This window comes from Curvibacter gracilis ATCC BAA-807, from assembly GCF_000518645.1.
GTDB lineage: Bacteria > Pseudomonadota > Gammaproteobacteria > Burkholderiales > Burkholderiaceae_C > Curvibacter > Curvibacter gracilis.
In genome coordinates, this window is the sequence record NZ_JADZ01000005.1 from 309,660 (window position 1) to 330,700 (window position 21,041).

A 21,041-nucleotide genomic window follows, 5' to 3' on the forward strand; every position below is an offset into this window, starting at 1 on the left:
TCGAAGGTCAGTTCAGGGTGTGCCAGCTAGACGACGGCACCCCCGTTTGGAGTGCCATGGACAGCGAAAGTAGGTGAGATTTTTGTTGTGCTGTATATTTAACCAGTGTTTTGCACTGTCATACAGCTCAGAGATCGAGGCCTGCGCTTGCGCCGGGATGAGTGGCCTGCGCCCATAGATGGGCGCCTCCAAATGATCGAGATGGATGCGCGCGTCTCCTCTTTTAGGCGGGCTACACACATGGCGCAGTTGATCCAGATGCAGGGGATGGTGGCCATACCCGCTGTGGTTCTTGCCGACCCAGTGATGACTCATGTCGTTGAGCATGGTTTTGTGCTGCGAGGCATTCAACTGCACGTCGAGGGCGACCGGGTATGGGAGCATGAGCAGGTGTGGCTGGTGACTCCTGTCATTGGCAGCGGTGGCCGAGCCTAATCATCATTCGATCAGTCATCCGAACCGATGCTCGAGCTGTCGCCTGTGGCGTCGTCCTCCTGAGTCGTGTCGTCGGGGACAGCTCCCGTTTCCAGTTCGACGCGGGTGGTCAAGCCCCCGTCCCCGAGGTGATGATGCACCTTCACCACCAGCCATGCGGTGCCGTCGACATCAGACTTGAATCCCTTCACAGTGACCGGCGTCTGCGGCATCAGCTCTGGGCGGCCGAGGGCCAGCGTGAGTTCAAGCGTGGCCGCACCGCGCGCAATTCGGTTCATCTCTGCTCGGGCTGCGGCCAACGCATCGGCCTCACTGCCGTACGTGTCCTTCAGCCGCTTCTCGTGGCCCTTCTTGCCGACTAGCACACCGCGCCGGCGGGCTCGGCCAGCGTCGTGCCAGTAGGCCCGCACGCCGCTGTAGCTGTCGCGGTCGCTGATGTGGAAACGGTGCTGGTCGCCGTCGTCTCGGCTGATCGTGACCTTGGCCAGGGCCTGCCCTGAGCTGCTGCGCGTGCCGTTGATGGGCAAGAACACCAAGCGCTCCTTTTTGACGGTGGCAACGGCGTCGTGCTGGGTGGCCAGGCGGGTCAAGAAGTGCAGGTCACTTTCACCTGTCTGGTCGATGTGACCGATTTTCACGCTCGACAGCGCGGCATCCACCCTGCCCTGCAGTTCATGCCGCTTGGCAATGGCCCCCACGATGTCGCCCAGGGTGGTGCCGTGCCAGCTCTGATCGCGGCGGATGCGCAGGCTCTTGCGCATGTCGGCGGCCCGGGCGCGGATGTGCACCTGGTCGGGCGAGCCGCTGTGCTCAACCTCATCGACGGTGAACAGGCCCTTGTCGATCAAGGTCTGTCCCGCCCACCCAAGGCGCAGCGCGATCTCAGCTCCGCGAGGGGGCAAGCGCACGGCGCCGTCGCTGTCGTTGAGCACCAGGTCGAGCTGATCGCTTTCATTGCCTCGGCACTCACTGAGTGACAGGCTTTCCAGGCGGGCATCGATCGAGGGCGTGATATCCCGGCCATCAATGGTCAGGGCGAAGTCAGGGGCGCGGTAGGGAGCGCGGTCCATGTACGGGTTGGTAGCCATCAGATCCACCAGTCCACAGGCCACGGCTCGCCAGGGTTCACGCCACCGCTGGCGTCGGCCAAGTTGTCGTCGACCCGGGCCAAGCTCAGGTCAAACGAAACGCGCCGCGGCACGCCCTGGGCCACAAACACCGATCCAGTCTCGCTGATGCCCTCGATCACCCAGGCCCCGTACACGCCACCGGCGCCGTCCACCATGGCCCAGGCCCGGCCGCTGTCGGCCATGTCGCGCAGCTGGGGCAGCGACTGCCTGGTGCCCATGAACTCGGGCACCTGCACGCCGGTCAGGTTGATCGTGTCATCACCAGGACCGACGAACTGACGGGCTGGGCGCTGACCTACACGGGAGTTGCTGGGGTGGCGCCAGGTGGTCTGGCGCTTCAGTTCTTCAAAGGCCAGGGTGTTCAGACTGAACACGAATTGGCCGAGGCTCATCATCATGGTGGGCTCTCTTTCAATCGATATCGCTCATGCTCGACAGCACCCGCGACCGGGCTGCCCTGTCGCGGCGGTCTAGCTCGGCCGACACCGCGCGGGCAATGGCCTGCGGGTCCATACCCGGGGTGGCGTTGATGGTGATCTGGTGGCTGCTGGCCGGTGCAGCGGCGGCAGATCCGCCAGCACCGGCCTGGCGGGCCGCCATCACCGGGCGCTGGGCCAGTACCAGGGGCTGGGCATCGGAGCCAAGGCCATCGGCCGCCATGGAAGCGCCGGCGACGGCAGTGCCCGCCATTGCCAGCACCGCACGGCGCACCAGGTCCTGACGCCCGGTGATGCCCAGTGCGGTGCCCTCGCTGATGAAGCCGCCGACCTCCATGAACACCCGGCTGGGGCTTTTGATGCCCAGGCGATCACGGAACCACTGGGCCACAGAGTCGGCCGCACCGGCAATAGTGTCGCGCACGGCCGCCAGGCGGCTGGTGATGCCATCGGTCAGGCCCGCCATCAGGTCGGTCCCGGCCTGCAGGAAGCGGCTCTTCAGGTCCACCACGTACTGCCACGCGGCCTGGCCACCGGTGCTGATGCTGTTCCACCAGCCGCTCACGGCCCCCGACAGGGTTTCCCAGATCGCAATCAGCCCGCCCTTGATGCCGTCCCAGTTGCGCCAGACCATGAAGGCGGCCACCGCGATCAGCGTGAGGGCGAGCCCGATGGGGTTGGCCAGCATCAAGGCGCCTAGGCGAACGATGGCCGAGCCGGCAGCGGTAAGGATGGGGCTCAGCACAGCAAAGGCCCGCCCAGCCATGAAGCCGACCTTGTACAGCAGGCCCATGCCCGGCCCCAGGCCGAATAGCTTCACACCCAGCGTCGTCATCAGGTAGCGCATCAGAATGAACTTGCCGGCCAGCAGTCCCACCGGGATCATCACCGCGCCGAGCACGGCCAGCAGAGCGGACCCGGCCAGTACCACCTTGAGCACCCCGGAAACGAGCCCTTCGTTCTCTTTGACCCAGGCAGCCGTCTTTTCGAGCACAGGGTTGATGCCGTTCATCAACTCAATCAGACCTGGTTTGAGGTTCTCTCCGATGGCCGCTTTGAGGTTGAAAGTTCGGTTCTGGAACATCTTCCACTGGGCCGACAGTGTGGCATTGCGGGCTGCGGCCTCGCGCGCCATCGAGCCCTTGCCGGCATCACCGTTGGCCAGTTCGCGCTGGCGGGTCAGCTCCTCGGGCTTGTCCACCAGCTTGGCCAGGGTGTCGCTGTGCTCCAGGCCCACCAGCTCGACCATCACGCCGATGCGCTTGTCCTGGGGCAAGGCTCGGATCGATTCCAGCACCTGGGTCAGCGTGCCCATGGCGTCGGTGGCCATGCCCTTTTGGATGGCGGTGTCCTTCAGGCCGATCTCGGCCAGGGCCGCGTGGAACTTCTTGGTGCCCTTGGTGGCAGCGGCCAGCTTCTGCACAATGGCATTGGTGGCCGTGCTGGCGGTCTCTTCACGCTCGCCCAGGGTCAGCAGCGTGGAGCCCAGGGCGGCCGCATCCTTGGCCGACATGGCCACGGTGGACACCACACCCGAGGTGCGGTTCAGGAAGCCGATGATGTCGGCCCCCTTGCTGATGGCATTGTCATCCAAGTAGTTGATCGAATCGGCCAGGCCTCGGATCTCGGTCAGCGGGATCTTGAAGTTCTTCGCCACCTTGCCCATGGACTCGGTCACCTGGTCGGGCACGGCGTCGAAGGCGGTGGCCATCTCGCTGGCCATCAGCGTAAATTCCTTGAGCTGGTCGGTAGGCACCTCCATCCTGGCTGCAGCGGTCATCATGGCCGCGATCTGGGTGGTGGCCAGGGGCACCTGGCCCGACAGCTCGCGCACCTGCTGCTCGGCCTGGCGGTACACCTCAGTCAATTTTCCCATCTCGTCGCGGGCGCCTGGCACCTGCCGGGCAATTCCCAGCATGGCGTCTTCATGGGCTGCAAAGTCCTTGACTGGCGCCATGCCGATGTCGATCCCCTTGCGGCCGGCGGCGTTCATGGCCACGCCGGCGCCCACCACCATGCCAGCCTTCATGCCCTGGCTGGCGGCGGTCTCGCGGATCTTGGCCAGGCGCGAGAGCTGGGCTTGCTGGCGTTCCACCGAGCGCGTGGTGGCGTCGATCTGGCTGCGCAGCCGGGCCTCGGCTTCGGTGACGTTGCCGATGCCCATCTCTTTCATGGCCCGGCGCACGGCGATCAGGCGCTGGCGTTGGGTGTCGCTGGTGGCGTTCAGGCGCTGCAGCTCTTTCTCGGCCGTGGCGATCTGCTGGGCCAGCTTGCGCTGCTCGGCGGCCGTGGCCGGGGTTTCCTGGCGCAACTGGGCCAGCATCACGGTGGCCACCTTGGTTTGCTGGCCGGTGGCCGCGAGCTGCTGCTGCAGGCCGCGCATGCGGTCGATGGCGCCTTGCTGGGCGTTCAGGTCGCGCAGTTCCTTGCGGGTGGCGCTCAGGGCCTGGGCCGTGGCCTTGCTGCCCTGGGTGATGCGTTTGAGGGGGGCCAGGGCGCGGTCTGCCAGGTCAAGCACCACGCGCAGGCGCAGCATGTCTGCAGCCATGTTCAGTTTTCCTTGGGGTCAGTCGTCTGGGTTCAAGCGTTCGACGGCCAGCTCGCGCCAGGCCATCAGCTCGGCCACCGTCATCGGGGTCATCTCCGACAGCGGCCAATGGAAGGCCACGGCCAGGTCGGCCATGGCGCTCTCTACGCGTTCAGGAAGTCCTGCACCTGACCCTTCGGCAGCAAAAAAGCGAGCACCTCCCCGCCCAGGGCCACCAGGTCGACCGGGTCGAGGTTGGCCACGTCGAACTTGGTAAGGGTGGGCGTGCTGATGCGCGGCAGCAGCACCTGCAGCGAGTCGACGTCGACCCGCATCAGGGCCGACAGCGACAGGCCTCGCAGCTCGCCGGCCTTGGGCTTGCGCAGGGTGACGGAGCTGATGGTCTGCTCGCCGCGCTGGATCGGCGTGTCCAGGGGCACCACGGCGGTGTCGGTCTGGGCTGCAGGGCTGGCGGTGATGGATTCAGGGGTGGTCATGGGATTTCAGGGGATTAGGTGAAGGGGGACTGGGCGGCCCGGCTGGGGCCGCCCGGGGTGGGCATCAGATGCCCAGTGCGGCGCGCACCTGCTGCATGCGGTCCACGCCGTTGACCAGCTCGATCATGTTCACCACGTCGATCTCGATCAGGGCCGTGCCGTTGACGGTGAGCTTGTAGTAGCTGATCGCCGACTTGATGGTCAGCTCGGTCTTGTCGCCGCCCTTGGCCTTGCCGGGGTCGAATTCTTTGTGACGGCCGCGCACCACAATCTCCAGCGAGTCAACGGTCTCAGCGTCATCCGACTGCAGGGCCCCGGCAAAGCGCAGCAGCACGCCGTTGTGGGTGGTGGTGCCCCACTGCTTGAGGATGTCGGTGATCCAGCCGGCGGCCTTCCAGTCCATCTCCATGGCTTCGGAGCCGAGATCCAGCTCGATCTCGCCGGCCATGCCGCCCGAGCGGTATTTCTCCATCTTGCGGGTGAGCTTGGGCAGCGTGATTTCTTCGGTCTCGCCGACGTAGCTCACGCCATCGACGAACAGGGCAAAGTTCTTGAGTTTCTTGGGCAGTCCCATGAGGTTCTCCAGTGATCAGGGGTTGAAGAGTGGCGGCTTTTACAAGCCGGTGCCGACGCGCACGGCGAAGTCGCTGAAATACGCGTCGGTGATGCGTTGCTGGAAGCCCAGGTCTTCGAGGGGCGGCACCGGGGTGTAGTCGTAGTCGATGCGCAGCTTGCCGACCTTCAGGGTGGCGGTGGTGTTGATCTCTTCGTCGTACCAGGCCTTGCCGTCGAGGATGTAGCCACCGCTCTTGAGCTCGCGGAACTTGGCGTTGATGCCTTCCAAAATGTCCTTCACCAGGCTGGGGTGCAGCGGCTTGTCCACTGCCCACATATGGCCCTCGGCCATGGTGTCGGCCAGCACCTGGGCGGTGCGGGTGGCGCTCTCGAAGGCGAACAGCTCCTCGCTGCTGGTGGTGCGGCTGCCCCAGAAGCGGTAGCCGTTGGACTGGATCAGCGTGGTGACGCCGGCGGCATTGAGCAGGCCTGCGTCGGTGTCGGGGCTCTGCAGATCCCAATGCACGTCGCGGCTGATGCCCTGCACCCCGTTGATCGGCACGTTGGACAAGGTCTTGTGCCAGCCGTATTCCTGGTCGATGCGGGCGCGCAGGCCCATGGCGTAGGCCACGGCCGGGGCTTCGACGATGCCGGCGGCGTTCACGTCGAACTTCTTCCAGTTGGGCCACAGCAGCATCAGCTCACGGGCACCGAACAGATCACGGTAGGCGGTGGCACTGCTCACGTCATCGCCATGGGCCGCTGCATAGCCAAAGCCGCGCAGCTTCTGAGCCACCGACACCAGGGCGTCGGCCACGGGCTCGCTGTCCAGGCCAGGCGCGCCCAGGATGCGGGGCTTGACGCCGAGCTGGGCTTGGGCGGCCAGCAGCGCCTGCAGGCCGGTGTAGCGGCCGCCCACGCTGGTGCCGATCACCTTGGCGTCTTGGTCGGCCTGCTTGGCCTGGGGGTCGGCGCCCTGGCCCTCGGCCACGCGCACCACCACCAGGATGGGGCGGGTCTGCTCGCTGATGGCGGTGAGGGCCGGGGCCAGGGTGCCGTGCACGCCGGCCTTGTCGATGGCGGTGTTGATCTTGGTGACCAGCACCGGAGTGTTCAGGGGGAACACGGTGGCGTCGGCATCGGGCGCGGTGGCCACCAGACCAATGATGGCCGTCGAAATCATGGTGATGGCCTGCAGGCCGGCAGAGATTTCCGTGACGCGAACGCCGTGGTGGTAGTTGGCAGAAGACATGGGTGGTTGCTCCAGGGTTGAAATCAGAGGTCAGCCGCGCCGGCGCGGCGCTGCTGTTGTTCGTTGAGGTAGCTGCTCTCGCAGTGGTTGGGGTCGCCCAGCCAGGCCGCCACACGGTCGATGGCGGGCTGCAGCCAGCAGTAGGGGCGCTCGGACCGGTAACGCCAGCAGCGCGAAGAAAAGTAGGCGTCGGGGTGGCCACCGCCGGCCATGGTGTTGCCCAGGCAGTCAAAGGCCAGGGCCAGGGCCCAGCCCCGCGGCGAGCCGGCCGCAAAGGCCACGGCCAGCCAGGCAAGCGCGACTAGGCCGACCAGAAGGCACAAAGCGGACAGAGCCAGGGCGCCGAGCAGGCGAAGCACCAGCGCGCGCATTAGGCCTCCACCACGTAGATGGTCAGACCGGCAAACGCCATGCGCTGCTCAGGCGGGATGGCCTCATTGATGGCCTCTTCGGTCACCGACCAGACACCCGACTCGGGCAGCGTCACCCGAAACCGGATCTTCCCCTGGGTCATGGTTCCCAGCAGCACCCGCTCGCGGCCATCGCGTGAGCGCAGGGGCATGCGGAAGGCGTCATCCATCGGAACCAAGGCACCCGCCAGCCTCAGCTCGGCCTCGGCCTGCAGCTCGGTGCCCACTGGGCAGGTGACCTCGCGCAGGCCCTTGAGCACCAGGTGCGCAGCATGGGCGGCGTCGGCCGTGAGGCTGGTCACCACGATGGTGGGGCGCTGGTCCTCGGGCACAGCAGCCGGCGGCGGGGCGATGAACTCGCCTGCAGCCAGGTCGAAGCCCCAGCCGATGCCGACCCCCAGGCCCAGCTCGTGCAGGGTGTCCAGGGCTTCGATGTGGTCCCATTCGGGGGCGATGTGCGCGATGAACTCGGCGTCGGCCACGATGACGTTGTGCACGCGGCCCAGGCCGGTGCTGTCAGATTTGATGAGTGCGTATTGCATGGTCTTGTTACTCCAGCCACCAGATCAGGCAGTAGCCGGCCTGGCCAGGAAGGCCCGCCGCCCACGGGCTGACGGAGGCTCCACCCTTACCGCCCCAGCCCTGATTGGCTTTGGTGGGGTTGCTCTCGCCCGAGAAGAGGTTGGCTCCGCTGATGAAGTGGGCCGGCGCACCCGCGCCACCGCCCTGGGCCCCTGGCCCCTTCATGCTTCCGCCGAAGCCCATCAATGGCGCCCCCGGGATGCCATAGCCGTTGTATCCAGAGGGCCCATTTCCGTTCCCGGAAGTCCCGTTTGCTTTTCCTCCCGCTGCGGTCAGTAGCGATCCAAATGAGGTCGATCCGCCATCGGTTCCCGGCACGTTGCTGTAGCCGTTCACCCCCGTACCTGCGAGGCCGCCCGAACCAATCGTCACGGTGACCGGTGCTGTCACCGTGACCATTCGATCCAGCAGCACCTCCCCGCCGCCGCCACTCTGCCCCCCGGTCCCATACGGGTTCCCGCCGGGGTCGTACCCAGAAACTCCAGAGGCCCCACCGGCCCCACCGCCCACCAGAGCGCGGATCCAGACTTGGCCCCCGTTGGCCAGCAGCGCCGCGCTGGGCGTGAACAACGCAGAGCTGGTGAATTCCTGGTACCGAAGGGCGCCACCATTGCGGGTCGGAATTGACGCCACGCGTTGGGCCAGGTCATTGGTCCAGACCTCGGTGGACAGGGCTGTGGTGGCCGGCGCACGGCTGGTGATGGCCGCGTCGAGGCGATCGAGCAGAGCCGCCCGTGCGTTGGTCCATTGGGCGGTGTTGAGCGCAGTACCAGCTGGGGCTACGGTGTTGAGCAGGCTCTGCAGATCGGCATGCAGGCTGGTCAGCACGTTGCCCATGGCATTGGTAAGCAGGGCCGGAATGGCGGCGTCCAGCGTCTGGATCATGTTGCGCAGGCGCAGGATGTCCACATCGGCGTCGTTGGCTGGGTGAGGCAGCGCCAGGCCCAGGTTGGGCGTGATGTCGTTGATAGTGCTCATGTCAGGGCCTTTCTCACAGCACCACGGCGCGCAGGTTGGTGATGGCCGGGCGGGCCACGTGGGTGCCCGTCAGGCTCAGGCGTAGACGGGCCTTGTCGGCGGCGTAGTTGTCGAGCTGGTAGACCAGCTCCATCACGCCGGCGGTCTGGGGGCTGCTGCTCACAAAGGGCACGGGCGTCCAGGCGCCGGCCGTCTGGTTCTGGGCGTGCAGGGTGAGCGAGCTGCCGGCGGGCAGATCAGCCTCCAGCACCACGCGCACGCTCACCTGGCCGCCGGCGTTGACCAGCGGGCTGATGTAGCTGCCGGCGGTCTGCAGCGATCCCACCACCAGCTGGATACCGGGCTCTAGGATGGCGCCGAGCGAGCCAGCACCACGCAGGCGGGCGGATGCCTGGACGCGGCCGGTGTACCGGGCGGCCAGCGTCACCACCTGGCCGGGGGCGGCCTCGATCACGCTGCCGTTGTCCAGTGTGAGGCGGAACACGCAGCTCGAGGCGGCCGAAGGCTGGTGCGCATAGGCCTGCACCAGCAGGTCGGTGGCGTCGACCACATCCACGGTACCCAGGTCGATCAAGCGCTCGGTCTGGGTGTAATCGGCCGCCAGCAGCTCGAAGGCCATGTCACGGTCCTGGTGGGCCGTCCAGGTGCTGGCATTGCTGCTGGAGAGCAGCACGCCCACCTGGTAGGGCTGGGCCGTGACGATGCGGCCATTGGTGGCATCCCACTTGCCCAGGTCGGCCACGGCCACGGCGGTGGTGGCGTCGTCGCACAGCAGCACCAGGCAGTACTCCCGGCCAGCATCAGCCAGCACGGGCGACCAGGTGACCTGCGTCTTGCCGTTCAGCACGATGGCCGCAGGCTGCAGGCGGGCCTCGATCAGCACTCGGGCCGTGGGGTAGCCGTTCTCGGCTTCGCGCAACTGCACCAGCACATCGCTGGTGCCCTTGGCCGTGAACCACAGGTTGACACCGGTGAGGTGCACAGTGGCCGAGGTGGTCAGGGTTTGGGCCAGAGGGTCGGTGCGCACATACCAGTACTTCACGATCTGCTGCTGTTCGCGCTGCACCAGGGTACCCTGGCCAGTGAACAGGGCGCTGGCATGGTTGCCGCCCGAGCCGGTGATCTCCACGCTCTTGGTTCCGGCTGGCACATTGGCTGGCACGGTGAACTTGCCTTGCAGCAGGCCTTGGGCGTTGGCCACCAGGGCGCCACCATTCAGGGCGGTGGGATGCACGGTGATGCCATCAAAGCTCATGGCGGTCACGGTCTCGCCCGGCCCGAAATGGCTCTCAAACTGCACCTCAATCTGGCGCAGGGTTTCCAGAGCCGTCGACGATTCGGCCAGGATGTTGGTCTCAGTGGTGACGCTGTTGCTGCCACCGCCCACGTAGAACACCTGCTCGATCGGCTTTGCCCACTGGGTCTGCACCTCGATCCATCGGTCCACGGCAGGCTGCAGCACCAGGTCGGTGGGCAGCGGGTCGAAGGCGGCGTAGGGGTTGACCAGCATCTGACCGGTTCGCATGGTCTGCGAGATCACAGCCTTGTGCCCGTGGGCAAGGGCCTGGCGCTCGGTGATGCCCAGGCCGAGCTGGTGCACGGTGATGGCGATCGGCAGGCGCAGCGCCCCGCCCGAGATGGCGGCTGTCTGGGCCACGCCGGCGTCGCGCATCGAATCGTTCAGGAATGGGTCTGCGAACAAGCCCTTCTTGATGCCGGTGTTTCGGCCCGCGATGTCCAAGGACAGGCGCAGCTCGGCCTGGTCTTCGTACACGCGGCGCAGCATCGCCTTCAGGGCGGCCTGCTCTTGCATGGGCACCATGTGCACGGCGTCCTGGTCGATGCGGCGGTTGCTGTCCCAGCTCTGGTAGACGGTGGCCAGGCTCAGGCAGTTCTGCGGCACGGTAGGGGCCACCGGGCTCCATTCAGCCGGCACGCCCCGAATCCAGGTGATGTTGCCGTCGCTGTCCATGCACAGTCGGTCGTAGCGGCGCAGGGCCTGCTGGTAGCTCACCAGGATCAGGGAGCCCTGCAGAGCCCCGACCACATCAAAGCCAGTGCTGCTCAGGTTCTGGACCTCGGCGGTGATGATGTGCTGGTAGGTGACTTGGTAGGTGCTGCCCGGGTTTGGCTCGGCACCGGCCGGGCTCCAGTCGATCTGGCCTGCGGTCAGCTTCCAGCTCACGTCCTTGGCGAACACCGTCGCCCCCTGTTTGACCGATTCGACCAGCAGCACGCTGGTGTCGGGCAGCGGGTCGGCCGCTCCGTTGAAGCCGCCGTGAACGATATCGTGGGTGCTGCGCACGGTGATCTTTACCGTCAGCGGTCCCACGGCCGGGGTACGGTCAAACGCGATGTGCTGCAGCCCCTCGGTGGTGGAGGCATGGGGTTCGTCCTCGATCGCCAGCAGCTCGGGCGTGGCGGCGTACACCACGCGGCGCGAGGCGGGCAGCTCCAGGCCCCGGCCGCTGATGCGGGCCGCGCCCTCGGCCAGGGTGTAGACCTGCTGGCCGGTGGGCAGATCCGGGCCTGCCACCACCTCCAGTCCCCGCACCACGTAGGTGCCGCCGGTGCTGTCGCGGTCGTAGCGCGACAGGGCCTGAGTGATGGCGTCGAGGTTGGGGGGCGCCTCCCGGGCGCGCACCGAGCCATCCTCCACCGCCCAGATCGGGTAGAAAGTGCCAGCCTGGCCGTCGCCCTTGAAGCCCCACACAAGGGTCACCTGCTCGCGCCAGGCGCCGGGCTCCTGATAGCCACGCGTGCCCACGGCAGGGTTCAGTAAGGTGGGGTCCTGCTCTTCGGTCACCACGGCCACCTGCAGGTACACGCCCACGTTGACGATGCCCACGGTGGCGATCTGCAGTTGACCGGCGGTAACTGGGCGCACCGTGCCGTCAACGTAGACGCGGCCAGCCTCGCACAGCGTGGCGCCGGTGGCCGAGTTCACGACGATGCCAGCACCATCCACGATGCCGCCATCCTTGAAAAGAACATCGGCAACGGACTTCGCCTGGTAAATCAGGGCGTCCTGCATGTCGTTGAGCTCGGCCGACTGCAGCACGCGCTCGGCATTGAACAGCACGCGGTTGTAGCGCTTGGCCGGGTCGAATCGGTTGTAAATGGTCATGGGTGGATTCCTGCTCAGAACGGCAGCACGTACTCGAACATCTGGCGGGTGGCGCCATTGCGGGGGAAGGCGGGCACGCGCTCCAGCGCGTACAGGCGGCCGGGGCTGGCGAGATCTGCGGGCAGGAAGTAGCGCTGCCCGGCGGGCAGGCCGGCCTTGACCTGGGTACCCAGGAAGATGCCTTGCTCGCGGATGGTCTCGCCGGCGGCCTCGGCAAAGGCGAAGACGAACTTCACGTAGACGAAGGTGGTGGGTTCGGCCGACAGGGTGTAGCGGCCCGAGGCCAGCTCGATCTCCCCATTGGCATCGGGCCGGCAGTAGCCCACCTGGGTGGAGGCGCGCCGGCCGATCTCGTCGACCAGTCCCGTGTTGGTGTTGCCCTCGGGCTGGGGGGCCGCATCCCAGGCGGGCGAACCGTGGCCCCAGGCAAGGTGGATGGGCTGGCTGGCGACGGCGATAGCCAGGGCAATGCGGCCGGATTCTTGAAGGGTTGCCATGATGGTGGTCAGTCCTGTGTGTGCTTGGAATCAATGGAGGTGCGCCAGGGCCGGGAGTCCCAAGGGCCCACCCAGCGGCGCGGGGCCGGCATGGGGCTCGAGATCTCGATGGCGTGGACGTCGGTGCGGTTGTCGAGTGGGTCAAGGGCAGGCCAAGCCACAGATTCGAGGTACACGGTACCGGTGACCCCTTGCGGGACGCCTGGCACTGGAGCTGCGCAGGTGCCGGTGAACATGGCGCCGACCCCGCTGTAGGTGTCGACCACTACATAGCTGTCAAGGCGCCAGGAGTCCAGCTCCACCCGATCGCCTCGGGGCATGGTCAGGGCGTGCACGGGCGTGGCCGTGGCCTCGATCTGCCCATGGGGCCAAGGGGTCACCCCCCGGGCCTGCAGGGTCGCAAAGCTGGCCTTGAGGTCGCCACCGGTGTCGGTGCTGACCCAGACACCCGAATCGTTGTCCAGCAGGCCCACGTCCATGGCCTGGCCACCGTCAAAGGTGATGGGCCGCAGGTCGTAGCTGTGGAACACCCGATAGAAGCGGATGTGGGCCGGGATGCTGGAGCGCACCACGCGGGCGATCTCGCTCAGTTCGGCAGGGCTGGCGGCCCGGCCCAGGTCGATGTGCAGGTAAGCGCCGTCCTCTTCGATCAGCACCTGGTCGAAGCCCAGCCAGCCCAGCACGCGGCGCACAGCCGCGGCGGTGCCGCGCTCCAGCAGCCAGGGCCGGCCTGCCTCCAGCAGGGCGGCCAGGCTGTCGAAATAGCGGGCGAAGTCGGCCAGGCCCCATTCAGCGGCCAGCCAGGGAAAGAAGGCCACCGGGTAGGCGTCGATCACGCGGGGGCCGGTGGGCGCCATGGCCTCGGCCAATCCATCCCAGGCGGGCATGCCCTGGTCGATGGCGCGCTCCAAAGCCGTAGAGGCCGGTGGAAGGACGGTGGTGGCCATCAGGACACCCCCTCATCGGTCAGATCGAGCACGCCCACCACCGGGTATTCATCAGCGGCCAGTGTGGTGGTCTCGGCGGGCCGCAGGTTGTCCACGTAGCGCACCGCGGCCACGCCTGCGACGTGCAACTGGGTGGTGATCCAGGACCGGGGCACGGAGCGGCCCAGGCGCGCATATGCGGCCATGGCCAGGGGCAGGCTGGTGCGCAGCTGCGCCACCAGGTCGGAAGGGGCCGAGGCCTCGCGCCAGATCCTGGCGCTGATGTTGACCGGGCGCGGCCGGGCCACTGCGACGGAGACCGGCACGCCCAGCGGCCGGGCGGCTTCGGCGTTCTCGGCGTTGAGCACGGCCAGGGCAGTGACGTCGGCCAGGCTGGCATCGTCGATCCACAACAGCACCTGCACCCGACCCGGCTGGGGCTGGGTGGCCAGGGCGTCACGCACGTTGAGCGAGGTGCCAAGGGCGATCAGCTCGTAATGCTCGCGGGTGCCGTTCCCTGCCAGGGCGCGGATGCGCAGACCAATGCGCAGGCGCAGGCGTTCGTCGGTCTCGCCTGTCAGGCGCTCCAGGCCATAGAAAGCGGCCTTGTGGTCGAGGTCGGCGCCGGTGGCGAAGGCCAGCAGCGCGGCGCGGGCCGCTTCGTTGACGCGCTGGCGGTACAGCAGCTCGCGGTAAGCGTGGGCCTGCAGCAACTTCTGCAAGGGCTCGCTCTCCAGGTCGATCACATCGGCCACGCCCGGGTAGCGCTGCAGCAGGTCGGCTCGCTCGGCCGCCAGGATTGCCTCGAAGGACAGCGCCTCGACCACGTTGGGGGCCGGCAGGGTGGTGAGGTCCTGGGCGTTCATGCCGATGCTCCGGAAACGAGGGTCGATACAAGGGTGAGCGGCACGCTCAGGCTCAGCACTTGGGGCTGCTTGGTGCTGGGCACCAGGTACAGGCCGTCCAGCGTGATCACGGCCTTGCCGGGCTCGGTGCGCGTGAAGTGCAACTGGGTCAGGCGCAGGCGGGGCTCCCAGCGCATCAGGGCGCTGGCGATGGCAGCGAACAGGCGCACCTGGGTGGCTGGGTTGTCGGGGTGGTCCACCAGCTCGGGCACAAGCGAGCCGTATTCGCGGCGCATGACGCGGGTGCCGATGGCTGTGGTCAGGATGTCGGCCACGGACTGGCGCAGGTGCTCGATGCCGGTGATCGCGGCTCCGGTGGTGCGGTTCATTGCGGCTCCCCTGTGATATCGAAGCCAGACTGAACCCCACCGTGGTGGTGGTGCCGCACGCTGATGGTGTCGGCCAGGAGGTCGGGCGTGGCCCGGATGGATTCGGGAGTGATGCGCAGGCGCTGGTCGCCTACCTGCAGAGTGATGGCGGTGCGGCATTGGATGAGCAGCTCGCCATCGAGCCAGCTCATGGAGTCATCACCCGACCATTCCTGCAGAAACTGGTTGGGGTCTTCGCTGCCCTGGGGGGCGTCGTCGCTGAAAAGCCCGACCAGGGCCACTCCCTGCAGCAGATCGCCACCGGGGCACAGCAGCACGCACTGCTCGCCCACCACGGGCGGCCACCAGGTGCGCCCTGCCCTGCCGCCGGCGCGTAGCGAGAAAAACGGCACCCAGTTGCTCAGCAGCCCGCCGGTGCGCACACGGCAGCGCGCGGGCTTGCCCAGGCGCACCATCTCGATGGAGCCCAGGCGCACGATGTTCTCAATCTTGCGATTGAGTTCGTAGGGGGATTCGGGTTGAGCGGTTGGATTTTGCACCCGGTTGATGGTGCCGGGGCGGGGTGCGAAATGCACCTGATTCTGGTTGTGTACGGGGCGTACACAACCAAGAGTTGCTCAGCGTCCGAGGTGCGTTGCGATCAGGTCTCGCACGCGCTCGATCTGGGCGTCAGTCATGCCGATCAGTTCGCGAGCGGGGTATCGATACGTCGGCCCACCGGGTGTCACCCTATCACTTAGCCCGAACTGATGCACGCGGGCGATCCGCTCCGCCCGGCCCACAAAGCCCACCACCGCCTCAGAGGGAGTGGCCATGGCCTTGAGGTTCTTGGGCGTCCCCATCTTCAGAAACATCCGCATGCCCGCCTTGCCTGCCTGGGCCTTGCGTCGGATTTCCCCCCGCTTGTTCCTGGCGGGCTGTTTGCGGGCTTCCCAGGCCCCTCCATCCGGGGTTTGTTGGGCCAGGATGCTGGCTGCGTTGGCTGCGCGCAGATCTCGCGCCACGGCCAAGGCCAGCTTTCGTCGCTCGCCATCGGATAGCCGGGCGAGCAGCGGCGCTACCCAGTCTTCCAGAGCCGTCAGTTCGCTCATGGTCAGATCACCGGCCGGGGATCATGCTCCCACTGCGCCACCAGCTCGTCGCGCACGTACAGGCTCCATTCCTCGCGCTGCTGCGGCCAGGCTGGGTGGGCGGGCTCGCCCACGTGGCGGATGTCGTAGGCGCCTGGCTGGTTGGCCCTGGGCTTGACCAGCACGCGCTCGGTCAGGTCCAGCTCGATCGACAGATCCACGGTGCTCGCGTTCAGGAATTCGACCTCGAACCGTACCGCCTTCTCGCGCAGATCCGGGTTGTCCAGCACCTCGGGCTGGTTCACGGCCAGCCAGGCCAGGAGGGGGACCATGACGGCGTCGGCATGGCCGGCGTAGTCCAGCACTACCAGTTGCAGGGTGTAGGCGTACTCAAACGACAGCGAGCCGGTGCCTGTGGTGATCAAGTGGCCCGAGCGCACCATCACCGACAGTTTGTCGGGATTGGTGCGCAGATCGGGCACGGCCGCCTCGATGTGGGCGCGCAGGCTACCGGGCTTGAGCATGGGCTAAGCCTTCTGGTTTTGCGTTCAGGCCCACCTTCACGGCGTTGTAGGCGTCGATGCAGGCGTTGAGCTGCCGGATGCTGTCGTCTCCGGCGTCGGCGATGGCAGTAAGAGCAAGTCCATCTTCAGGCGCAAGTTGGGCACGCGCTTGGTGCCGATCTCCACCGGCAGATCCGGCACCTTGGCCCGGGTTGCTTCCACCGTCCGAAGGGCAACTTGCGACGGGGATTGACAGGCGCACAGCGCCAGAGCGCACGGCAGCAGCAGAGCGATCACTGATTTGTTTCGCATTTTGGGCATCCAGGTTGAGGCGGGTTTGCAGATCGGTCAGTTCAGTCCGAAGGGTTCGTTCCGTGGCCTGCTCACGGGCGGTGGCGCGCAGTAGGGCTTCGGCGTGGTCAGCGTTGATCTGGGCCTCACGGGCCTGCGCCTCGCCCTTGGCCCGGACCTCGCCGCGTTGGTAGCCGAGTTGGTAGGTCAGCATGCTCAGGCCCACCACCAGCAGGGTGGACAGGGCCAAGGCCAGGGCGTTTTGTTTGAAGTCGTTCATGTGGCGTCCATCAAGGGGGAGTACTTGGCCCGGCGCACTTGCATCACGTTGCGCACGTACTCGCGGTTGATCTCAAAAAAGCTCTTGCCGTAGCCGGCCACCGCCGTCTTGGCTTTGGTGCTGGTGTGCTCGATGTGGCCGAACCATTGGCGCGGGTCGCAGCCCGAGGTGTTGCTGCACAGGCGGCGGTCGGCAAGAAAGCCCCCGGCGCCGCCGTTGTACTGGGCCGCGGTACAGGCCAGCGCCGCCGGCGCGTCGGCCATCAAGGCGCTGCAGCTCCGGAAATGCGCCCGGTCCTTGACCACCAGGGCGATCAACTGCCGGCGGCGGTCGAATCGATCCTCAAAGCGCCAGTCGGCCAGGTCGTGGTGCATGCGCTTGACTTCTTCGAACACATTGAAGCGGGGCGTGATCGTGAGCTGGCCCAGACCGAAGCCGTATTCGCGTGCAGTGCGCAGCTCGGCCCGCTCGCTGAAGCACATTCGGTGCTGGAGGCTGGGGCAGGTCTCCTGCTCGATCTGGGCGGCAAGGAAACTGGGCACAGGCATGGCGGGCCAGTAGGCCGGCAGCAGGGCCTGCAGCAGCGCCAGGATGGCCGGGGCCTGGACCGGGATCATCCAGCGACCCCCAGACCCACGGCGCCGCCCATGCTGGACCCCACCCACAGCACAAAGGCCAGCATGCACAGACCGTTGTAGATGAACAGGCCCAACAGGATCACGCCGGCCGCAAAGTCGCCTTGCTGCACCGCGTGCTGGAGCAGCTCGCCCACGCTGATCTGGGGCCAGACCAGCAGGCTCAACAGCACTTGCAGGCCCGCCATGCAGAACATGAAGCCCGAGAGCTGCAGCACGGTGGCCAGCAGCGGCAGGTTGATGCCCGCGGCCGAGCCCTGCAGCGGGGTGCGGGCGCCGAACAGCACCAGGCCGATGAGGATCAGCACCCAGGCGTCGAAGTTGAAGATGGCGCGCAGGCGCGGGTGGTGTTGAAGGTGGCTGGTGAGGTTCATGGGCGACTCCGGGACAGGTTTCGGTTGACGTCGTCCACCGAGCGGCGGACATCCTTCAGATCGGCCTTGATTTCGCGCAGCACCTCGGAATTGCGCTGGTCTTGCTCCGAGGCCTTTTGTTCGGCGATCAGGGCCTTCTGCTCTTGCATGGCCACCCGCTTGTCCAGCGTGCTGTAGGCGCCGAAGCCGGTGGCGATGAACCCGGCGAACGTGAGTACGTGGCCGAGGTTGATGGTGGGATCGAAGATGAGCCGGTGGCTCTTTTGTTCATTCATTCGGTTTCATCCTTGGCTCAAGTCCGACCTGCGCCCGGTTTCCTGATGCGCCCCGCAATGCACCCAGCTCCAGGGGATTGCGGGGTGGGTGCAGATGGATTGGCCGGTGGTCATCCAGCAACAGCCAGGATGTACTTGGCAGGCCCCTTCGCAGATAGTGCGTATCCGGCCGCATTTGGGTGGCTTTGATCCCACATCAGTGACGCTGCATTTGCAGCTGCATAGCTCCCCAATGTGGCCCTGACATCAATCAGCCGATATCCGTTTGCTGCGCTGATTTGCTGCAGTTGTGAAAGATATTGGGTCTGCAGCGTGTCCCGTCCGATGGTCGGATCGCTCTGAAATGGAGTCATCAAATCAACGTCTCCATACCCTGCAAGAGTTGCTGCGAGAGTGGTCATGGCAGCGTTGTACGCAGCAGCCGTCACACCCTGAGCTGACTCATTGATGCCGAACATCGCTATTGAGTGATTTGGCGCGTATGCAGCAATCATTGGGTTTGAGGCCCACAGTCCACCAGCATTCCAGTCTGCGGCCGTAGCCCCGGCCACACCAGCATTGCCGATGTAGATGCATTTTTGAGTGGTATCAAAGAACTCGATACCCAGAATAAATAACGTCCCAACTGTGGTCTGGGCAATTGACCCGGTGATGGAGTTGCTGCGCGTAAACGTCGCCTCATATACACCAACCCCTCCAGCTCCCGCAGCAGATTGAGCCGTCAGAGCTACGCTATTGATCGTTGGAGTGAACCCGCCTAGGCCGCTGTTGCGCAAATAGTAAATGCGGATTTTGTTAGCCCAAGCAGAGTATGTGAATCCCAGATTACCTGATGCGCCAGACGTGGCCTGCCAAGATGCGTTTGAGCCAAATCCATAGTTACCACCATATGACCACCCGGACCCTATCGTTATGCGGCTGTCCGATGTTGGTGAAGTAGGCGCTTGCGGGATTATTAAGTTGTTGATTACAGGAACCGGTAGGCGCACCGCGAGACGATTGGCCAAGAGCGCCGGCAACGACGTACTTCCGATGACAGCGCCAACGCCATAAGTCGTGGAATCCCCTCCCATCAAAATCCTGGTGTCAGAAACGCCTGCCAGCGTTTTTGCAATTGCAATTGCTAGTTTGGTCGGAGCCAGATCTCCAACAACCCCCATCCCCGCATGCTGAGCAGCGTGCCAAGCGGGGTTCAGAAAAGCGATCAGGTCTTTGAAGCTGATCATGGCTGCTTCACCCACTTGGAAATTGCCGTCAACTTTCCACCAGTCCACGTGAGTGTCTGGCTGTAGTTCACACCGGCCGGGCTGGTGACCGTGGTCTTGATGAGATTCCCTGTGGCCTGGTCATAGGCCAACGCCTGATCGAGGCTCGGCGGATGAATAACATTCCCATCGCTTGCGACCACCGCGCCCTCCAACGAGGACACCACCTCGGCATGGCTGCCGTTGAATAGGTCAACGAGCAGCTTGTAAACGCTCCGGCCAATGGCCGGGATTTGCTTGTTCGCCATTTCGGTTCCTAACTGTTAAAAAATCAATCCCATAGCGACACTGTTTCCTGGCTCGTGGCGTCCACGATCACCAGCTCGACGACAGCCCCAGCAGGTAATTGAGGGCCCAGTGCAGCCAGACCAGGGTTTGCCACCAGCGTGGCCTCTGTAACGCCCGCGGTGCGGCCCAGGTGTCTCCAGCACAACAGGTCGACGGTGTCGCCATCGCTGGCCATGACCTGCAGCGTGGTGACCATCAGATGAGTTCCACCGTGGTGCGCGGCTGGCCCAGCAGGTCGCTCAGTGCCCAGCGCATGTTTCGGCGGTGCGTATCGGCGCGGGGCTCCATGGCGTCGGCGTTCTTGTCGCCCTTGCCCGTGGTGTCCATGTCGCGGTATTCCTCCACCAACTCGGCCTGAACCCCGCTGTACACCGCGCGGCGGTAGTGCAGCACCAGCACGCTGGAGCGGCCGACCTGGTCAGCGGGGATGTCAGCCAGGGCCTCAAAGCCCGCAGCGAGCTGGCGGGCCTTGAAGGTGGCCAGCTCTCGGTTGACACTCAGTATGGCCGCTGTGGCGGCCTCGCGCAGCCGGGCAACAGTGACCGTGCCATCGAGCCGGCAAGCGGCGCGCAGCGCGCCCAGGTCGATCTCTGGGAACCACGGGTCGTTCTCGATCACGGGTTCACTGGTCGACGTGGGTGGGGATGTGGTGGCCAGGAAGCTCATGGTGGTCAATCAAAAATTTGGTGGCGGTGGTCGGGGTGCGTCAGGGGTGGGCCTGGGCTCACTCCATCGGCACCCCGAGCCGCCAGGGTGCGGGGTACGCTCAGTCGGGGCCTGTGCCGGCTTTGAGCCGACGCTCCAGGCGCTCCATGTCTTTTTTGACGCCCACCTGGCCGAAGAGCTGGTGGGCGCGTTGCAGTTGGTCCATAGCGCGGCGGGCCATGGCCAGGTCCAGCGTGGTGATGTCTGGCTCGGTAGTGGGTGTCTTGCCCATCAGGGCGTAGCCAATGGCCTTGTGCAACTTGGCGCGCGCCTGGTCGGGGGCGTCGCGTTCGGCCGTCATCTGGTCGACCCGGGCCAGAACCACCAGGGCATCAGGTCCCACCAGTTGGCCGGCCAGAGCTGCGGTGCTGGATTCGTCGATCAACAGCGTGGCGATATCGCGGTTGTATTGATCCGGCAGGGCGAGGCCATGCTGCAGCACATATTCAGCGATCTGCAGGCCTCGCTCCCAATTCCCGATGTCGAGGTGCCAGACCATGACGCTGGTGAGCACCAGGTCTTGGCCACCCTGACCACCGGCCAGGGCGCCATCGATCCAGGCATCGAAGTCGCCCACCATGGAGCGCTTAGCCTCGATCTTGCGCTCCACGGACTGGATGCCCTTGAGGGTGCGGCGGTGCTCGTAGAGCTGGGCCAGCATCAGCTCGTAGGCTGAGCCTTCGACCTGGCCCCCGTTGGGGGTGGCCAGGGCGGCCTGCTCGGCGAGCACGCGCATCTGGTGACGTCGAAATGGCGTGCTCATCTCGA

General features: G+C 65.8%; 28 protein-coding genes. 1 reads left to right on the forward strand and 27 read right to left on the reverse strand.

Going from position 1 to position 21,041, the window contains the following annotated elements; all coding sequences use genetic code 11:
- The first annotated feature begins 192 nt into the window (after positions 1 to 192).
- Positions 193 to 435, forward strand: coding sequence for a hypothetical protein (locus L880_RS0104185; protein WP_027474606.1), 243 nt, complete (start codon positions 193 to 195; stop codon positions 433 to 435).
- Between the two features lie 11 nt (positions 436 to 446).
- Here the strand turns inward: L880_RS0104185 and L880_RS0104190 are convergent, their stop codons facing one another.
- The 27 genes from L880_RS0104190 to gpM form a co-directional block, all read right to left on the reverse strand.
- Positions 447 to 1,523: a contractile injection system protein, VgrG/Pvc8 family gene (locus L880_RS0104190; RefSeq protein ID WP_051443038.1), complete on the reverse strand. Its 1,077-nt coding sequence runs from the start codon at positions 1,521 to 1,523 to the stop codon at positions 447 to 449.
- On the reverse strand, positions 1,523 to 1,963 hold the full coding sequence (locus tag L880_RS0104195) for a phage tail protein (RefSeq protein ID WP_027474608.1): 441 nt from the start codon (positions 1,961 to 1,963) through the stop codon (positions 1,523 to 1,525). Before L880_RS0104195 ends, L880_RS0104190 begins: the two co-directional genes overlap by 1 nt.
- Before the next feature lie 13 nt (positions 1,964 to 1,976).
- Positions 1,977 to 4,550 (reverse strand): phage tail tape measure protein, encoded by a 2,574-nt coding sequence (locus tag L880_RS0104200; protein ID WP_027474609.1) that lies wholly within the window; start codon positions 4,548 to 4,550, stop codon positions 1,977 to 1,979.
- An 18-nt stretch (positions 4,551 to 4,568) separates the two neighbouring features.
- On the reverse strand, positions 4,569 to 4,685 hold the full coding sequence (locus L880_RS34805; protein ID WP_084460987.1) for a GpE family phage tail protein: 117 nt from the start codon (positions 4,683 to 4,685) through the stop codon (positions 4,569 to 4,571).
- A gap of 8 nt (positions 4,686 to 4,693) precedes the next feature.
- Positions 4,694 to 5,026: a phage tail assembly protein gene (locus L880_RS0104210; RefSeq protein WP_027474610.1), complete on the reverse strand. Its 333-nt coding sequence runs from the start codon at positions 5,024 to 5,026 to the stop codon at positions 4,694 to 4,696.
- 64 nt (positions 5,027 to 5,090) lie between these two features.
- Positions 5,091 to 5,600, reverse strand: coding sequence for a phage major tail tube protein (locus tag L880_RS0104215; protein ID WP_027474611.1), 510 nt, complete (start codon positions 5,598 to 5,600; stop codon positions 5,091 to 5,093).
- Positions 5,601 to 5,639: 39 nt separating this feature from the next.
- Positions 5,640 to 6,833 (reverse strand): phage tail sheath protein, encoded by a 1,194-nt coding sequence (locus L880_RS0104220; RefSeq protein ID WP_027474612.1) that lies wholly within the window; start codon positions 6,831 to 6,833, stop codon positions 5,640 to 5,642.
- Positions 6,834 to 6,856: 23 nt separating this feature from the next.
- Complete coding sequence (locus tag L880_RS31545; RefSeq protein ID WP_051443039.1) at positions 6,857 to 7,204, reverse strand: hypothetical protein; 348 nt, start codon at positions 7,202 to 7,204, stop codon at positions 6,857 to 6,859.
- The gene (locus L880_RS31550; protein WP_051443040.1) at positions 7,204 to 7,785 is read right to left on the reverse strand and encodes a hypothetical protein; all 582 of its coding nucleotides are present in this window, start codon (positions 7,783 to 7,785) and stop codon (positions 7,204 to 7,206) included. The genes L880_RS31545 and L880_RS31550 overlap by 1 nt, the downstream gene beginning before the upstream one ends.
- 7 nt (positions 7,786 to 7,792) lie before the next feature.
- Positions 7,793 to 8,803, reverse strand: a complete 1,011-nt coding sequence (locus L880_RS0104240) for a hypothetical protein (protein WP_027474614.1) — start codon at positions 8,801 to 8,803, stop codon at positions 7,793 to 7,795.
- A 13-nt stretch (positions 8,804 to 8,816) separates the two neighbouring features.
- On the reverse strand, positions 8,817 to 11,930 hold the full coding sequence (locus L880_RS34180) for a DUF4815 domain-containing protein (protein WP_051443041.1): 3,114 nt from the start codon (positions 11,928 to 11,930) through the stop codon (positions 8,817 to 8,819).
- A gap of 14 nt (positions 11,931 to 11,944) precedes the next feature.
- Complete coding sequence (locus tag L880_RS0104250) at positions 11,945 to 12,427, reverse strand: hypothetical protein (RefSeq protein WP_027474615.1); 483 nt, start codon at positions 12,425 to 12,427, stop codon at positions 11,945 to 11,947.
- Positions 12,428 to 12,435: 8 nt separating this feature from the next.
- Entirely contained in the window at positions 12,436 to 13,374 is a 939-nt protein-coding gene (locus tag L880_RS0104255) for a phage tail protein (protein ID WP_043328428.1), read from the reverse strand.
- Complete coding sequence (locus tag L880_RS0104260; RefSeq protein ID WP_043328430.1) at positions 13,374 to 14,219, reverse strand: baseplate J/gp47 family protein; 846 nt, start codon at positions 14,217 to 14,219, stop codon at positions 13,374 to 13,376. The genes L880_RS0104255 and L880_RS0104260 overlap by 1 nt, the downstream gene beginning before the upstream one ends.
- The gene (locus L880_RS0104265; RefSeq protein WP_027474690.1) at positions 14,216 to 14,587 is read right to left on the reverse strand and encodes a GPW/gp25 family protein; all 372 of its coding nucleotides are present in this window, start codon (positions 14,585 to 14,587) and stop codon (positions 14,216 to 14,218) included. The genes L880_RS0104260 and L880_RS0104265 overlap by 4 nt, the downstream gene beginning before the upstream one ends.
- The gene (locus tag L880_RS0104270) at positions 14,584 to 15,162 is read right to left on the reverse strand and encodes a phage baseplate assembly protein V (protein ID WP_051443043.1); all 579 of its coding nucleotides are present in this window, start codon (positions 15,160 to 15,162) and stop codon (positions 14,584 to 14,586) included. Before L880_RS0104270 ends, L880_RS0104265 begins: the two co-directional genes overlap by 4 nt.
- A gap of 42 nt (positions 15,163 to 15,204) precedes the next feature.
- Positions 15,205 to 15,678, reverse strand: a complete 474-nt coding sequence (locus L880_RS0104275; RefSeq protein WP_027474619.1) for a phage virion morphogenesis protein — start codon at positions 15,676 to 15,678, stop codon at positions 15,205 to 15,207.
- 2 nt (positions 15,679 to 15,680) lie between these two features.
- A complete protein-coding gene (locus tag L880_RS31560) occupies positions 15,681 to 16,181 on the reverse strand; it encodes a phage tail protein (RefSeq protein ID WP_043328432.1) in 501 nt (166 codons plus the stop codon).
- Positions 16,165 to 16,731 carry a lysis system spanin subunit gene (locus L880_RS34185; protein WP_051443044.1) on the reverse strand — a complete coding sequence of 189 codons (567 nt, stop codon included), beginning with the start codon at positions 16,729 to 16,731 and terminating at the stop codon, positions 16,165 to 16,167. Before L880_RS34185 ends, L880_RS31560 begins: the two co-directional genes overlap by 17 nt.
- Positions 16,728 to 17,348 (reverse strand): hypothetical protein, encoded by a 621-nt coding sequence (locus L880_RS0104290; protein ID WP_051443045.1) that lies wholly within the window; start codon positions 17,346 to 17,348, stop codon positions 16,728 to 16,730. Before L880_RS0104290 ends, L880_RS34185 begins: the two co-directional genes overlap by 4 nt.
- Positions 17,345 to 17,740 carry a hypothetical protein gene (locus tag L880_RS0104295; RefSeq protein WP_027474621.1) on the reverse strand — a complete coding sequence of 132 codons (396 nt, stop codon included), beginning with the start codon at positions 17,738 to 17,740 and terminating at the stop codon, positions 17,345 to 17,347. Before L880_RS0104295 ends, L880_RS0104290 begins: the two co-directional genes overlap by 4 nt.
- Positions 17,737 to 18,015, reverse strand: coding sequence for a hypothetical protein (locus tag L880_RS0104300; protein WP_027474622.1), 279 nt, complete (start codon positions 18,013 to 18,015; stop codon positions 17,737 to 17,739). Before L880_RS0104300 ends, L880_RS0104295 begins: the two co-directional genes overlap by 4 nt.
- Positions 18,016 to 18,125: 110 nt before the next feature.
- A complete protein-coding gene (locus L880_RS34810; protein WP_084460989.1) occupies positions 18,126 to 19,241 on the reverse strand; it encodes an SGNH/GDSL hydrolase family protein in 1,116 nt (371 codons plus the stop codon).
- Positions 19,238 to 19,528 (reverse strand): hypothetical protein, encoded by a 291-nt coding sequence (locus L880_RS0104305; protein ID WP_027474623.1) that lies wholly within the window; start codon positions 19,526 to 19,528, stop codon positions 19,238 to 19,240. Before L880_RS0104305 ends, L880_RS34810 begins: the two co-directional genes overlap by 4 nt.
- Before the next feature lie 23 nt (positions 19,529 to 19,551).
- A complete protein-coding gene (locus L880_RS0104310) occupies positions 19,552 to 19,764 on the reverse strand; it encodes a tail protein X (protein ID WP_157462566.1) in 213 nt (70 codons plus the stop codon).
- Positions 19,764 to 20,234, reverse strand: a complete 471-nt coding sequence (locus L880_RS0104315) for a head completion/stabilization protein (protein ID WP_027474625.1) — start codon at positions 20,232 to 20,234, stop codon at positions 19,764 to 19,766. The genes L880_RS0104310 and L880_RS0104315 overlap by 1 nt, the downstream gene beginning before the upstream one ends.
- 100 nt (positions 20,235 to 20,334) lie before the next feature.
- Positions 20,335 to 21,036, reverse strand: a complete 702-nt coding sequence (gene gpM, locus L880_RS0104320) for a phage terminase small subunit (RefSeq protein ID WP_027474626.1) — start codon at positions 21,034 to 21,036, stop codon at positions 20,335 to 20,337.
- Positions 21,037 to 21,041 lie beyond the last annotated feature (5 nt).